At 60.1% G+C, this 15,829-nt stretch carries 7 protein-coding genes; 2 read left to right on the top strand and 5 right to left on the bottom strand.

Annotation, left to right across the window (positions count from 1 at the left end; translation table 11 throughout):
• Positions 1-102 precede the first annotated feature (102 nt).
• Positions 103-3,357, bottom strand: coding sequence for an NAD(P)-binding domain-containing protein (locus tag J8C06_RS08415; protein ID WP_211428267.1), 3,255 nt, complete (start codon positions 3,355-3,357; stop codon positions 103-105).
• A gap of 80 nt (positions 3,358-3,437) precedes the next feature.
• The gene (locus J8C06_RS08410) at positions 3,438-6,035 is read right to left on the bottom strand and encodes a cyclic nucleotide-binding domain-containing protein (protein ID WP_211428266.1); all 2,598 of its coding nucleotides are present in this window, start codon (positions 6,033-6,035) and stop codon (positions 3,438-3,440) included.
• A gap of 280 nt (positions 6,036-6,315) precedes the next feature.
• Between J8C06_RS08410 and J8C06_RS08405 the strand changes: the two genes are divergently transcribed.
• On the top strand, positions 6,316-8,022 hold the full coding sequence (locus tag J8C06_RS08405) for an alkaline phosphatase family protein (RefSeq protein ID WP_211428265.1): 1,707 nt from the start codon (positions 6,316-6,318) through the stop codon (positions 8,020-8,022).
• A gap of 69 nt (positions 8,023-8,091) precedes the next feature.
• On the opposite strand, the gene J8C06_RS08400 is transcribed toward J8C06_RS08405, so the two are convergent.
• Positions 8,092-9,162 carry a Uma2 family endonuclease gene (locus J8C06_RS08400; protein ID WP_211428264.1) on the bottom strand — a complete coding sequence of 357 codons (1,071 nt, stop codon included), beginning with the start codon at positions 9,160-9,162 and terminating at the stop codon, positions 8,092-8,094.
• Positions 9,163-9,450: 288 nt separating this feature from the next.
• Between J8C06_RS08400 and J8C06_RS08395 the strand changes: the two genes are divergently transcribed.
• Positions 9,451-11,166, top strand: coding sequence for an N-acetylmuramoyl-L-alanine amidase (locus tag J8C06_RS08395; RefSeq protein ID WP_211428263.1), 1,716 nt, complete (start codon positions 9,451-9,453; stop codon positions 11,164-11,166).
• A 27-nt stretch (positions 11,167-11,193) separates the two neighbouring features.
• Here J8C06_RS08395 and mutL read toward each other — a convergent pair whose 3' ends face one another.
• Complete coding sequence (mutL, locus tag J8C06_RS08390; protein ID WP_211428262.1) at positions 11,194-13,203, bottom strand: DNA mismatch repair endonuclease MutL; 2,010 nt, start codon at positions 13,201-13,203, stop codon at positions 11,194-11,196.
• An 81-nt stretch (positions 13,204-13,284) separates the two neighbouring features.
• The gene (gene priA / locus J8C06_RS08385; RefSeq protein WP_211428261.1) at positions 13,285-15,756 is read right to left on the bottom strand and encodes a replication restart helicase PriA; all 2,472 of its coding nucleotides are present in this window, start codon (positions 15,754-15,756) and stop codon (positions 13,285-13,287) included.
• Positions 15,757-15,829 lie beyond the last annotated feature (73 nt).

Genomic DNA, 15,829 nt, shown 5'->3' with positions numbered 1-15,829 from the left:
CGCCCAGCCACCCTGAACCACTGGCGGGTAACGAATCCCCGCTCGATCTGGCGGATTCAGGTTCGGTGGCGGCGTGCCGTGCTTTCCGTTGTGGTAAATGGCCTACCGTTTCTTCTTGTCATCCCCGGCGTATTTGACCCCGATCTTGGTGAGAAACTCCTTGGGCGCAATGCTCCCAATCAGCGCAAACACGTAATCGTTTGGAATTCGCGCGATTTCAGACTTGTCACGTACCTTCTCGAGCACCACCTCCCGCTCAGTGATCTCGCGGATGCCGGCCCCGAAGTACGCCTTAATTCGCCCGGCGTCCATGCAGTAATAAACCCACATTTTGTTTTCAAGCGTCAGGTCTTTCGGAAAGTCTGACCGGATGACGAGTGTGACGTGGTTTGCCTCGGCATCGGGTGGAAACTTGACCGTTCCATCGGGCTGACGCTGTCCGGTGAGGTCCACGGCCGCTTCGACGGCGGAGTTGCCCGCGCCGACAACCACGATATGTTTGCCCTTGAAAGCGCTCGGGTCTTGTAGCCGATACAGGACTCGTCCTTCGACTTCTCCGGGGCACCCCAGTTTGCGTGGCTCACCAGCGTTGCCGATGGCAAGCAGGACCTTGCGGGCTTTGTACCCATGGGCGTTTTTGGTCGTTTTGACAATGAAATAGTCGTTTTCACGGGTGATTTCCTTGCAGCCTTCGTATTCGTTGATGACCAACCCAAGTTTTTCAACGGTTTCATCCCACCACCCAAGCATGACCTCTTTGAGATCGCCCGGTCCGTCAAGTCGAACCGCACCCAACGGTGGGTCAGATGGATTGAACGGATTGAAAGCCACGTATTTGCCGGCCGGGTATTTCTCGGCAATGGTCGAATACCTGCGGCCCTGTTCGAGTGCGACGTAGCGCAACCCGAGTTCAGCCGCCCGCGCCACCGCTGAAATACCGCCCGGCCCGATGCCAACGATGGCAACGTCGTAATCCGCGCCGGCCACCGGCCCTTCAGCCTTGAGCTTGTCGGCAATCCGTTCGATGGCCAGGCGGCCCTCCTTGATGGCGTTCCGAATGAGTGGCACGCCGGAGACATCCCCAACGAGGTAGATACCTGTGGCGCTTTCTGTTTCAAATCCCTCGTTGGCCCCCTTGCGCAACGGCTTGGGCGCTTCCCGAATGGTTTGGCGGGTATTGATGAGAACGCAAGACTGCGGAACCGTCGGACACGCTTGCTGGCATCCGGTGTCTTCCATGCACTGTTCGAGGTTGACGACGATGGCGTGGTGCTCTTGCTCGTCAAACCCCAGCACGTCCTGCGGACAGGCGAGAATGCAGGCGTGGCAGCCAATGCAGGTTTCGTAGTTGATGACCGGGTGTGGAACCGGGTTTTCCCGGGCGGAAGTCCGCGCGCGTTCGATTTGGACCTGGGACTCCCACCGTTCAGCATAGCGCGTGTCGGTAAACTTCCGGTGTCGGTTGGCTAGGTCAAGGGTATTGCCTTTGAGCGTGGCCTGCTCACGGCGCTTGCGCAGCGTGTCAAAGGTGAGAAACCCGATTCCGGTCAGCGGAATGAGGCTGAAAAAGAGTGCCCAGTTGCCAAGGGTGAAGCCGCCAAACTTCGCGGCCAGGCTGGTCCACTGCCAGTCTTTGCCACCCCGGTAAACCCGGTCTTTGGTAAACACGACCGGCTCGGGCCCGCTCCCGGCCGGGCGACGGGCCGCCGTCAAGGTTTGCGACTGTGGGTGCTGCCCGTGACAGGAGTTGCAGTCAATGCCCAGCCGGAGCGCATCGGTATCGAGGTCTTTGAGCGAAGCCGTCTGGACGTACGCCTGGCCATGGCATACGGCGCATTTGTCGCGGTTGATGACTTTTACATCCGCCGCGCCCTTGGCGAATGACCCATCATGGCACTCGCTGCACTTCCACGCGCTCGTGGAGGGCGCCACCGCCGCATGAACCAGATGAAACTTGGTCGAGGGATCGAGCGGCGTTTTACTCTCGCTGAAGAGCTTGTCCCACTTAGGGTTCATGGGATGCTGCCACGACCACACACCGTTTTCGACCGGATAGCCAAACGAGCCACGGTGCGGTTCGCGCAACGGTGTGCCGTCCTTGAGGCTGACGGCCTTGGGATGGGTTGGCGCATCCCGGTGACAGTCAATGCACATGCTGCGCGACACGATACCGGGGCGGAAATCCGCGCCCTTGTGTTCGGTGTGGCAGTCCACGCACTGGATTTTGGCTTCCTCATGCTTGGCGATAACCGTCGTGTTGAAATGGCTGGTTTCGTGGCAGTCCACGCACTTGTTCTGCATCGAGGTTGCCGCCGCATGGCAGGCGCTACAATTGTTTTCCACCGGAGCGTTGGCGACCAACTTTAAGTCGAGGCGCTGCCGAACCGGTTCCGGCAATTTGCCAACTGGCAGCGCATGCGGATGAGAAGTTTCGCCCGGCAAGTAGGCAGCTTCCCAGAGGAAGAAAGCCAGGATGCACAGCACCGTTGCCACCGCGCCGAACACATAGAGATACCCACGCGGCCACGGGCGAATGAGGTCATTGGTCGGAATCCAGTTGAAGCGCTTTTTCCCCAGGTGGAGGTTGTGCTTTTTGAGTTCTTCGGGGAGTTCCCGTGGTTCAAGCGGGGAATACTCATCGAGCTTCTGCTCGCCCTTGATGGCAGCTTTGCGCCGTTCCCAGAAGACATTCATCGCCTGCTGGAAACGCTTCTGCTCTTGCTCCGGCAGCGCCAGGATCGAGGTCAGTAGCCCGGTCATGCCGCGTTGCAACCGAGCGGCCTGAAGCAGTCCCGTTGCCGATGGTGGCGCTGGCGGTTCTGCGGCTGGCGGCGGCGTGGACGGGGCTTCTGGTCGTTGCTGACTCGGTTGCAGTTGCTGAGTCTGTCCGCGTAAGGGTTGGGTGAGTCCGCGTTGCTGTAAGTACCCGGTCAGTTTGGGTAGGAGCGCCGTCTTGCCCTGCGTCGTGGCTTGGATGGGATCGCCCAACAGGCGCGTCGTGCGCTCGGCAGCCGCGTAGGCGTCCACCTGGCGATCCACATCGAGCGTCAGGACGCCATCCGCAAAGGTTGGGCGCAAGACAAAAATGCCGATCCGAATGATGTCGTCCGGCTGAAGTTCAACCGTTTCAACCAGCGCGCCGTTGACCTGTGTGCCATTCGTGCTGGAGAGGTTCGTCAACCACCACCGGCCTTCCACTTCGCGGATACCGGCGTGGATACGTGACACGGTGGGATGATTGAGCAGAAGGTCACAGTCGGACTGCGAGCCAATGACCAAGCCCTCAAGTTCCAGAACGAGGTCGCCTTTATCAACGAGGTCTTTGCGCTGAATCGTAAAGCGGCTGAGTTTCGCCATGGTGTTTTCCAGACCGGGGGGCTAGCAGAGGTTGCGTGCCGATGGGCAAGGCGCAAAAGAACGCAAGCGAGTAGGGAAGGTTAGCGCCACAGGTAATACACCACCTGAAGGATGTGCACGACCAGCAGGGCCAGCATCACCGAGGTTGAAATGACGTGCGGCGGAAGCCAGATTTTCAGCGCCCGATGAATGTAAAGCAGCGCGTCAATCCGCCGAATGGTCGCGCCGGCTTCGACAATTTGCCGCATGACGTCCCGCTCGTTTGGGTGGGGTTGTTTGGCAATGGTACCATCAAACCGTCGGCGAACATCGGCCAGCAGGTCATCCAGTGATTCCCGGCGGATGTATTGTCGGAATAGGAAACCAAGCGAGAGAAGCGTGGCAATCACCCGGTCACGCGCCGGAAGAAACGTTTGGGCAAACTGCGCGCCGCGCCCTTCTTTTTCAGCTTGCTCCTGGGCCGTCACGGTCAAGTCGGCAATTTCCCGATAAAGCTCACTGCGCCGCCGCATCAGGTCTTCCGCCAACAGGGGTTCACCCTCAATCTTGGTGAGCAGGCGCGGACCGATTTGGTAGAGCAAAATACCGATCAATCCAGTCAAGATCACCAAATCAAATGAAATCATGAGTGCCGCCGTGACTGCGCCCCCCAGGTTGGTTCCGCCGTGGAGGAGGAGGACGATGCCGGCAATCACGCCGGCGTAGGTGTGCGAGAGCATCCAGGTTTTGAGCGCCCCGCCCCGCCGCCGCCACATTTGGCGCCGGACCGGGTAAAGCATGACGATGATGATCCCAGCCAAGCCCACCAGCCCGGTAATCCACCGAAAGTTGAACCAATCTGACCGAAGGAGCGGTGTGCCAAGACCGTACTGCACGATGCCGGCCATCGTGGCCCCGCAGAGCAACAGGGTGAGCGTCACGCCAAGCACATGCGCCAGAGTCTTGGCGCGGTCGGCGTGGCCAAACCGATTCCCGACAATCATCTCGCCAACCCGTCGAAAAGCCGGGCCGTGAATCTGGGCAATCTCGTTGAAGTACTGGTTGGGTTTGACGCGCTTGAGCGCACCGGTCGGACAGTTTTCTTCGCAGTTGTGTTTGTGCGTGGCATAGACCGGCTTGCCGGTTTGGTCCTTGGGGTTGAGCGGCGTGTTATTGCACAGGTTGCACTTAATCGCGACCAAGTCTTCGCCTTGGGTCACCGGGTTCGGCTTTGGGTCGAAACGCAGGCCAAAGGCAGCGAGGGGATCAAACGCTTCATGGCTTGCATCGGTGTCTTTGGTTGGCGCGCTCTTGCCATTCTTGGAAGGCGCCGCCACCTTGGCCGGAGCGGCTTTGGTCGGCGTGGACTTTTTGAGTTCGCTGCGTGGAATGAGTGAAATGGCGTTGTAGGGGCATTGCGTCGCGCAATCGCTGCAACCGATGCACAGGCTTGGGATGATGTCCACCTGCCCGCCTTCAAAGCGCGCAATGGCTCCAGTTGGGCAGCCGGTCAGGCACTCCGGGTCCTTACAGTGCAGGCATACCGCCGGCATCAGGAGCGATTGGTCAAGCTTGGCGTGGGTGGGCGTCTGTGGGCGCAAAACATGAATGCCCGTTCGCTTGAGTCGGGAATGTCCGTGGATTTCATGGCAGGCCAGGGAGCAGTTGCCGCAGCGGATGCACAGGTCCATATCCATCAGGAGCAGGTTGTTGGCATCGGCTAGCCCGCGGTCAAGGATCCGCTCCTGCGCTGCTTTGACCGCTGGGTTGAACGCTAGCGCTTTCGTGGGTTGAAGTGGCGTCCCAATGTCACCGGCCGCGCCCAGGGCCGCCTTCACCCCTTCAAGGAGTTGTTGGTCACGGTAAAGAGCTTCCACTGGCACTTCGAGCAACTCGGTTCGGCTCATGGCGACGGCACGGTACGGAAAGCGCGCGCCGCGGGTGGTCAAAGCGTTGAACCCAAGGATGTAGCCTGGTCCCAGGTAGTCAGCCGTTTCACCCTGCTGGGCTTGACCAATCCGTTTGACCCACCCATCACGGATGATGACCAAGTTGTGGACGGGTTCGGCCTCACTAGCCAGCACATGGCCGCGCGCCACCAACCGAAACTCAGCAATCTCAGCGATTTTTTGCTTGAGGTCATCTGAAATCTGAAGCTGGTTGGCAGCCGCTGCCCGCCCATTGTTGCGGTAGGTAATGTCGAGTGCCGCGCCAAACTTCTTGAGTTTGCGGAGCACCCGCAGCGCCGGGCGCTGCACTTCAAGCACGCGCGCACCCCGCTGCCGGTGGGCAATCACGGTCGCGCTGCGCGGTACGCCGGCCAACACCCCCATTTCGCCAAAGGGCTTGCCTGGCTCAAAGGTCGCCACCGGATTGGTGACGCCCGCCACAAACACTTCAGCCGCGCCAGAAACGATGATGTAGAAGGTGTTGGTATCCCAATCGCCTTGGTGAACAATCTCCAGTCCGGGTGGATAGTCATACATCCGTATATACGGTCCGACTTTTTTGCCGGGGCCGTAGTTGCGTCCGTAAATGGCGACTTCCAAATCCACGCCAAACTTGTAGCCATGGCCTGGCTCATGCTCGACGAGTTCTTCAATGGCCGAAATGCCTCGAATGGCTTCGAGGATGGCATGCCGGTTCACAATCTCTTGGCGTTTGGCTGGGGTAACCGCGGCAGTTGCAGTCGCGCTCATGGGACTTTCCAATCAGGATGCGCTCACCGAGCAGGGTGCGCTTATCGGAGAACGCACTGGCGGGTTTGAGCAAAGTAGAGTCGTGCTAGGGGGAAGATAGCTGATTTGTAAATAAAAGCACACAAAATGTCAGCGCTGAAGTCCGTTGGCCTCGATGGCAAGTTGGGGATTGCCAGTCCGACCGGCGGTCATGACATATTGCTGTCACATGCTTCACGCAACGTTATGAGTGCCTGTCCAGTCTAGCTTTGTCTAAAAGTCTTGTTTCCAAGGAAACTCAATGCGTTTTTTACCCTATCGAACCCTTACCGCCGGGCTGATGCTGGCCAGTGCCATCTTGCCACTTCTCGGGCAGCCAGCACCGGCTTCCTGCGCTTCACACCGAGCGCGTCCGGCGTCGCCTGCCTACCGGCTCGTCGTCGGGATTGTGGTCGATCAACTCCGCGCTGATTACCTCGAGCGGTTTGCTGATCTGTTTAGCAGCAAGGGCTTCAATCGCCTCAAAACCAAGGGCGCTTACTTTACCAATGCTCATTATCTGCACGCTTGTACCTATACAGCACCAGGTCACGGCGTGGTTATGACGGGTTCCGTCCCAGCCGTGGATGGCATCATTGGCAACAAGTGGTATGACCGGGAAACTGGTAAATCTGTGGAGAGCATCACGGATGACACGACGGCCGGTGTTCCAGAGGGGAAGGGGGCTTCCCCCAGCCGGTTGCTAGTGTCAACCCTTGGAGATGAACTCAAATCCGCGACCGGAGGGCAGTCCAAGGTCATTGGCATCTCGCTCAAGAATCGCGCGGCGATTCTGCCAGCCGGTCGCGCTGCCGACGCTGCCTACTGGTTCGATAGCAAACGTGGCCAGATGCAAACGAGCACATACTACATGAAGGAACTCCCCACTTGGGTGGCATCCTTCAACAACCGCCGGCTGCCTGACCAATGGTTCGGGAAAGCCTGGGAAAAGTTACTCCCGGAAAGCGCCTATGCCCGTTGCGATGCTGACGACGTGCCATACGAAGGCCGCTTTGCCGGGGGCGGGTCATCCTTCCCCCATGTCGTCGGGCGCGGCGACCGGCCCAACGCGCGTTTTTACGACGAGTTCACGATGACGCCCTGGGCCAATGACTTCCTGGTGGACTTCGCGGCAGCGGCGATTGAACACGAAAAGCTTGGGGGCGATGCCATTCCCGACGTGCTGTCCATCAGCTTTTCGGCAAACGATATTCTTGGGCATGCCTTTGGGCCAAATAGCCACGAAGTGCTGGATATGACGGTTCGGACCGATCAAACGCTGGCTCGCTTGCTAGACTTGATTGACCAAAAGGTTGGGCTTGACCAGACGTTGGTTATTCTGACCTCTGACCATGGTGTATCGCCAGTGCCGGAATATGCCCAGCGTCAGCGACTCAGCAGCCAACGGGTTTCCTTTGAGAAGATTGCCGTCGCCATCAAGCGCGCATTGGATGCCAGGTTTGGCGCCGGTCAGTGGTTTGCGGGCTTTTCGGCGGAATCGGTTTACTTTGACCTCAAAACGCTGGCGGAGAAAAAGCTTGACCGTTCAGAAGTGGAACGGGTCGCGGCAGAAGCGGCATTGACGGTGAATGGTGTGGCGGCAGCCTTTACGCGCACGCAGATTCTATCCGGCGGGTTGCCGCGCACGACGCTGGCACAGCGAGTACAAATGGCGTTTCACCCACAGCGCAGCGGCGATGTGTTTCTGGTGCCTGAACCGTTTTGTTTCTTCTCCGAGGAGGAATACACCTCAGCGACCACCCACGGAACGCCATATCCCTATGATACCCACGTTCCGGTCATCCTCATGGGGCGTGGGTTGCGTCCGGGCCGGTATCTGACGGAAGCCAGCCCGTCCGACATTGCGCCGACCTTGACGATGTTACTCGGCGTCATGATGCCGAATGGTGCTGTTGGACGTGTCCTGAGCGAAGCCCTGCTCGATCCGGCGACCACGCCGACTCGATAACGACTTGCCTTGGCGGCACAGGCCAGTGGTCCCGTGCCGCCTTTGGATGCACTGTTGCCGTAGCTTGAACTAATCCGGCTCGACACCAAGTTCGCGCAATTTTCGTCTCAGTTTCTCAGTTTCCTGTAGGAAGGCTTCTTTTTGCCGCCGCTCTTCCTCGGCGGCAAGCTGGGCAGCCTCGCGTTGCCGTCGCTCTTCCTCAGCGGCAAGCTGGGCAGCTTCGCGTTGCCGTCGCTCTTCCTCAGCAGCAAGCTGGGCAGCTTCGCGTTGCCGTCGCTCTTCCTCAGCGGCAAGCTGGGCAGCTTCGCGTTGTCGTCGCTCTTCCTCAGCGGCAAGCTGGGCAGCTTCGCGTTGTCGTCGCTCTTCCTCGGCGGCAAGCTGGGCAGCTTCGCGTTGTCGTCGCTCTTCCTCGGCAACTTGCTGCGCGACCGCCTTGTCGGCTCGCTCGGCGGCTGTCCGCTCCGCCCATGTCGGTATCACGGCCCCATCCGGGTCAAAAAAGCGTACCCAGACGGTTTCGAGTCCGCGGTACACCCCCTGCCACCGACCGACCCACAACCCGGCTTCAGGCATCCACAGCCGTCCATTGGGTGTTTCCACTTCCACCAAGCGGGTTCCGTCATGCTGAAAGAACCGCACGTCCTCCGTCTCATAGTCAATGGTCACGTAGTAGGGAATCCGCAGCACACGCTCATAGACATCCCACTTCCGGGGCGCACCTTCCGGTGGCCAGGCCCCGCGCCCGAGGTCATTGCGTGCCGTTCCCTTTGACAGTGCCTCGGCAATGATCAAGGGTGGTTTGCCTTCCACCGCCGTCACATAGCTCTGGCGCGGCCGATACCCCTCGTACAGCGCCGGCACGTCAACGACGCCAAACCAGTCGGGACGAAAGCCTCGTGTCTTGCCCTGGTACGGAAAGTAAAGGTACATGTCCAGCACGCTGAAGACGCGGTCAGGGGGGAAGGTTGTCGGGCAAAACGTCTCCATCAGGAGCATGGCGAACAGGGCGTGAAACTCGTTAGGCAAACCCTCTTCTCCGGGAAACTCGCTGGGCAGGTCATCCATGGTGGGGGACGCGCCGTCAAGGTCGCTGGGGAAGCTCAGGCACGCGGCATCGGCGGTGGTAGGCGGCGTCGGCATAGGGCGGATTTCCTTCCAGGTCTGAGGTGGGCTGGTCACAACCAGGCAAGTCGCAAAACGGCTGACTTTGATTGTACCGAAATGTCAGGCAGGGCGCATCTGCGGTGGCAGGCAGCTTTCTCCAGTCACGCTTTTGCTTCGTGCTGTATTGCGTCATTGGCCGGCGTGTGACTTGTGCTATGCTTTGCGTTGGCCACGGTCAAACAGGCTCTCATATCGGCGCATGGGTCCAGGGAAATCTGATGACGCTTGGCATGCCAGTCATCGTTGCCACCGAGGGAATGAACCGTGAAACGTTCGCTCAGGCTGTGTTACTCGCTCATTCTCAGCTTCCTCCTGACTCTGTTGGCTCCGTTGCGTGAGCATCAGGCGCACCCACAGGCAACCCCGACTATTTCCGCCTCCGATGAACTCATGCACCGGGCAGCGCTTCTGGCGCAGTCCCTGTATCGGCAGCCGCCGTCCGGTCGTGAGGAGAGTGAATACCTTGCCCTGGTGGATGTGTACACCCGCGCTATTGCCTTGGATGCTTCCGCTACCACGGGTGACGCCGCCTTGGTCGCTCGGGCGGAAATCTTCCGTGAAATGGCGCAGGTCTTTGACAAACCCCGCTATCTTTACGCGGCGCTGGATAGCTACGATGCTGTGCTGCGACGGTATCCAGATGGTCCATTTTTGGTGCGCGCGCTGGTCGGTGTTGCTCGAATCCACGAGCGAGATTTGCAGTCGCCGGACGCCGCCGAACAGGCCTACCGCGAAATCATCCGACGATTCCCGCAGTCGGTGAGTGCCCGCGAAGCCGTCGCCTGTGTGGCGCGTCTCCACGCCACCGCTGGGCAGCGTTATCCGCGTGACGTTGCCGAAGCCCACTCCGAAGATGATGCGGCCGGCATTGCTACCATTAGCCAAATTCGCCATTTCTCGGGTCCAGACTATGCGCGGGTGATCCTGGACCTGAGCGTCGGCGTGACCTATGAGCGGCGCATCGAGGGGTCCGCCCTGGTCATCAAACTGCCGGCGGCCAAGTTATCGCCCCTCGTGTCGCCGGTACAAAATCTTTCGCCATCGAATGGCATGCTCCGTCACATCCGGTTCAGCAGCCGCGACGGCGGGGTTGAAATTCGGATCGAGTGCGTGCGCCTCCGCGACTTTGCCATCTTTGCGCTCGACAATCCCGCACGCTTGGTCGCCGATGTGCGAGGCACGCAGCCGATTGCCGAAGAAACCTCCCTGGTTGCGGAATCACCGGCGCTGCCATCGTCCGGTTCAGTGCCGGGATCGCTGGTGCGCGCGCTCGGCCTCAAAGTCAAACGGATCATCATCGATCCCGGCCATGGTGGTTCAGACACCGGAGCCATTGGACGGGACGGGATTTATGAAAAGGATATAGCGCTCGACATCGCTTTGCGCCTGCGGGCAACCATTCAACGTGAACTGAAGGATGTCGAAGTAGTCTTGACACGCGACACCGACCGCTTCGTGCCACTTGAAGAGCGGACGGCTATTGCCAACGCTCGCCAGGCTGATTTGTTTATTTCCATTCACCTCAATTCCAGCCCAACCCCGTTGGCCAGCGGGGTCGAAACCTACTTCCTCAGCCTCGATGCCACGAAGGAAGAGCTTGACGTGGCCACCCGCGAAAACGCGACCACGTCGCGCAGCGCCGGTGAGTTGCAGGGGTTGCTTCAACGGATTGTCACCGACACGCGAGTCACTGAGTCGCGGACGTTCGCGCAGAGCGTGCAAACGAGCCTCGTCGCCGGTCTCGGCCGCGTCAGCCCAACGGCTGGCTTCAACCGTGGCGTCAAGAAAGCTCCCTTCGTGGTCCTGCTCGGTGCCAATATGCCGAGCATCCTGGCAGAAGTCTCTTTTCTGAGTCATCCCAAGGATGGGGAAGCGCTGCGTACCATCGAGTTTCGCCAAAGTATCGCCGAGTCGCTCTGCGATGGCATCAAGCGTTACATCGAGACCCTCAAGCGTCCCGGCATGGTGGCGGCCGAATGAGCGTTGGGCAGCGTGCCGAAGGCCGGCCTAAATCCGCTTGAAGCCACGCTCAATCAGCGGCAGGTCGAATCGCAAGATGACCGGCCGACCGTGCGGGCAGTTGGTCGGCTGTTCGCATTTGAAGAGTTCATCCACCAGCCAAGTCATCTTTTCCGGCGTCAGGTTCATGTTGACCTTGATGGCGGCCCGACAGGCTAGGCTGGCGGCCAATTCCCGAAGAAAATGCTCACGGGAGAGGCCGTGGTGCTCGGCCGTCAAGGTGTCGAGCAGTTCCGTAAGCAGATGTTGGGTGTCTTCAGGGGCAAGGTCGGCCGGGACGCCCTGCACGGCTACCGTTCGTCCGGCGAGACGGGTGGTTCTGAATCCAGCGGCTTCCAGCTCGGCGGCCAGGGTATCAAACACGGTAGCTTGGGCGGGTGACAAATCCACCACGAGGGGCGTGAGTAGCATTTGCGTGACGACATCACGGGCAAGCAGGGCGCGGACGCACTGTTCAAACAGGATGCGCTCGTGCGCCACATGCTGGTCAATCAACAGTAGTCCGTTGGCGTCCGTCGCAACGATGTAGCTGTCATGGATTTGTCCGAGAATGCGAAGGTCGGTTCGCGCTCCGCGTTGAGGCGTGGTTTCCGGCAATGGCGCGGCGGCCTGCGCCGGGCGGGCAGCGCCGGCGCAGTGAGTCCGGGAGGGACGGGGCGACGCTCCGCCGATACGACCTTCCAGAATGCTTCTTAGCCGGTGCGCGGCGGTGTCTTCGGATGGTGGTTCATCGGTGAGTGATAGGTGGTCCGGGTGCGCTGTAACGCCGGACTGGACAACTTCCGGTCGAGGGCTTGGGTCGGTGGCGAAAAAAGGTGGTGGTTGCTGTTCTGCCGTCCCTGGTTCTGATGCGTCTGGTGGTGGTGGCGCTTGCCGCGCGGTGGCTTGCGGCGCAAAGGCGTCGAGCGCGGCCTGAATGGTTGATGGGGAAGCCGCCACGGGCGAGCGATGTTTCGCGCCGACGGTGGGTTGCGGTGGGAGGGATGTCGCCGGAAATGGAGCAAACTTGGGCTCCACGCCCAGCGCACGCTGGACGGCCGCGGTAATGCTTTCCAGCACGCGCTGCGGCGCGCGGAAGCGCACTTCCGTCTTCTGTGGATGGACGTTGACATCCACCATGTCGGGTGGCACCTCGACAAAGAGCATCGCCGATGGGAAGGCGCCCGGTGGCAAAATGTTTCGGTAGGCGTCAGAGAGCGCTCGCCCGATGAGCTTGTCGCGCACGAAGCGCCCGTTGACGAAAAGATACTGCCCATCTCGATTGGTTCGCTGAACGTGTGGGCGCGACGCGAAGCCGCGAACATTGACATCGGCTTGGGCAAAGTCGAGTGCTGCCAAATTATCCAATAAGTTCGCTCCAAAAAGCTGGTAGGCGCGGGCGCGCAGGTCAGTCGTTGCTGTGACCGCAAGTACCTGCCGGCCGTTGTGTTCGAGGGTGAAGCCGCGCGTTGGATTGGCCAGCGCGTAGTGCGTCACGAGATTTGTAATGTGAAACGCTTCGGTGGCATCCGTCTTGAGGAACTTGCGCCGCGCCGGTAAGTTGAAAAACAGGTCACGCAAGACAAGCTCCGTGCCGCCCGGGGCAGCCGCATCGCGGACATGACGAATCTTTCCGCCCTCGATGAACACCTCGGTGCCGGACGTTGCTCCGTGGAGCTTCGTCGTCAGGGTAACGCGCGTTACCGACCCGATGGCCGCCAGGGCTTCACCGCGAAATCCAAAGGTTTGTATGGAGGTCAAGTCTTCGGCCGAGCGGATTTTGCTCGTCGCATGACGCTCGAAGGCCAGCAGCGCGTCATCGCGCGTCATGCCTTCGCCATCATCCCGAATGCGAATGCTTTCCTTCCCGCCACGCGCGATGGCAATATCAATCTGCTGGGCGTTGGCATCGAGGGCGTTTTCGAGACATTCCTTGATGATTGAAGCCGGGCGTTCAACGACCTCCCCGGCCGCGATACGGTTGGCGACGACATCCGGCAAAATGCGAATCTTGGACATAGTTATTCAGATGTAGCTGTTCGATAGTTCGTCTGTGGGTTGCTTCAAGCGCCATGCCAAGCTGGTTGCAGGATGTCAACGTCACATCAGGTCAATTGGGTCAATTTCGATGAAAACATGGCGGCGCTCCGTGTCTGTGAGTTCAGGCAGCAGTCGTTCCAGCGCTTGGCGGGCCTGCCGTCGCTGACGGGATTTGAGCAAAATTTGAAAACGATACTCGCCACGCAAGCGGGCAAGTGGTGCTAGCGCCGGCCCAAGCACCCGAACCGACTCAGGTGACCACCTCGCGCTGGCTTTCGTCAAGGCACGCAGGTAACACGCTGCTTTTTCGGCCAGGGCCTGCCCTTCGAGTTCCCGTTCATGCCGGATCATGACGTTGGCCAGCGCGCAGAAGGGCGGGTAGTAGGCTTCACGCCGCTGGATGATTTCTTGGGCAAAAAAGGCTTCGTAATCCTGCTGGCAGCCGGCGGCAAGTGCATAGTGTTCAGGGCGATAGGTCTGGACGATGACTCGCCCTGGGCGGTCGCCACGTCCGGCGCGTCCAGACACTTGAGCGATAAGCTGGAAAATGCGTTCCGGGGCGCGAAAGTCCGGCATCATGAGTCCGGCATCCACCGAGACGACGCCGACCAGCGTGACGTTCGGGAAGTCATGTCCCTTGGCGATCATCTGCGTGCCGACCAGGATGTCGAGGCTACCGGTGGCGAAGTCATTGAAGATCCGCTCGAAAGCGCCGCGCCGCCGCGTCGTGTCGCGGTCGAGGCGGGCGATGGAAAGCGTCGGAAAGAGTTCGCGTAGGCGCGTTTCGAGCTGTTCCGTGCCCTCACCGATGTAAGCCATGCCTTCGCCGCGACATGTTGGGCAACGTCTTGGTGGCGGCACGGTGTAGCCACAGTAGTGACACGTCAGATAGTGGTCGGCACGATGGTAGGTGAGCGTCACCGAACACTGCGGACACTCGGCCACAAAACCGCATTCACGGCAGAGCCAACAACTGGCAAAGCCACGCCGATTGAGGAGTACCATCACTTGCTCGCCCTGCGCACACGTCTCGGCAATAGCGGTCTGGAGTTCATCGGAAACGAACCGGGCGGCATGGTGGCGCTCAAAGACTTTACGCATGTCCACCAGCGTCACTTCAGGTAAGGTGCGGTTGCCAATTCGCTGCGACAGAACCAAGCGCGTGTATTTTCCACTCAACGCATTTTGAAAGGTTTCAACAGCCGGGGTGGCGCTGCCCAGCAGCACCGGGCAGCCAAGCCGACTTGCGCGGAGAATGGCTGTATCCCGTCCGTGGTAGTGGGGCGCGCCTTCGGACTGTTTGTAGGAAGCATCATGCTCTTCATCCACGACAATTAGGCGCAAGTTGACCAGCGGGGCAAATACCGCCGAGCGCGTGCCAATGACCACCCGCGCGGCGCCCGACCGGATGCGTTCCCATTCGTCCACGCGCTCCCCCGGCGACAGCGAGGAGTGCAACAGCGCGACCAGCGGGCCAAAACGTTGGATGAGCCGCCGGGACAGCATGGGCGTGAGTCCGATTTCAGGCGCGAGCATGAGCGCCGACCCCCCACGTTCGACAACGGCGCTGATGGCCGCCAAATAGACTTCCGTTTTGCCTGATCCCGTCACGCCATGGAGCAAGAATGTCTGGAACCGTCCCCGGTCGTGGGCGTCCAGTACCGCTTCGTAGGCTTGGCGCTGCTCGGCGGTGAGTTCGAGTGGCGTGGTGGAGGGCAAGTCCGCCAAATGGGCCAGCGGATCGCGCCGAACGGTTTCGGGACTGATTTCAATCAGTCCCTTCTTAGCCATTTGGCGAAGCACCGCCGGGCTGACTTGAGCCTGCCGCGCAAGGTCGGTGAGTGTTTTGGTCTGTGTCTCGAGCAAGCAGTGAATGACACGCGCTTGCGCCGGTGAGGCTGGCGTGGCGGTGTGGTTCGGGAGCCGGGCAACCAGGCGTTGCTTTGCTCTGACGCGGGACTCGCTCGGCCGGACCGTGATGGAAACGAAGCCATCGCGCTCAAGGTCGCGCGCAAGTTGACGCGGCTTTGTTCCAAAGTCTTTGGGAATACTATCGAGCAGACTTTCTCCACCGAGTTTGGCCAACCAAGCCAGCAAGTGTTGCTCGCGGCTGCGGGAAGTGCCTTGCGCGACAGCTTGACGCCCGGCATCGGTCAGAACGACCCACTCCTCCAGCACAATATCGAGTCCGGCCGGCAGCGCGGCTTTCAAGGTTTCGCCCCACGGCGCGTAGTAGTAGTCCGCCACCCACCTTGTGAGGGCAAGAATCTCAGCATTGATGATGGGCGTCTCATCAATCCAGTGGGTAATCGCCTTGAGGTCGTGGAGCGGTAAGTCGGGCGGCGGTTGCTCGTGGATGGCCACGACGTACCCCACCAGCGTCTGGCGTCCAAACGGAACGACCACTCGACAGCCAGGTTCGGCCTGGGCGTGAAACATCAGTGGAATCCGGTAGGTGTACGTGCTTGTGACGGCGGCGGGCACGGCCACTTCGGCAAACAGGTCGGATTGCAACGTTTCGACTTCCGGCATGGTGAGCGGCTCAAGCCGTGCTGGGGGTGGGAAGGCAGCCAGCTTCGGAATCGGGACTGACTGGACTGGCTCT

It is taken from the genome of Chloracidobacterium validum, assembly GCF_018304825.1.
Taxonomy (GTDB): domain Bacteria; phylum Acidobacteriota; class Blastocatellia; order Chloracidobacteriales; family Chloracidobacteriaceae; genus Chloracidobacterium; species Chloracidobacterium validum.
Note: the sequence above shows the minus strand (reverse complement) of the source record. Positions and strands in the feature narration are given on the sequence as shown.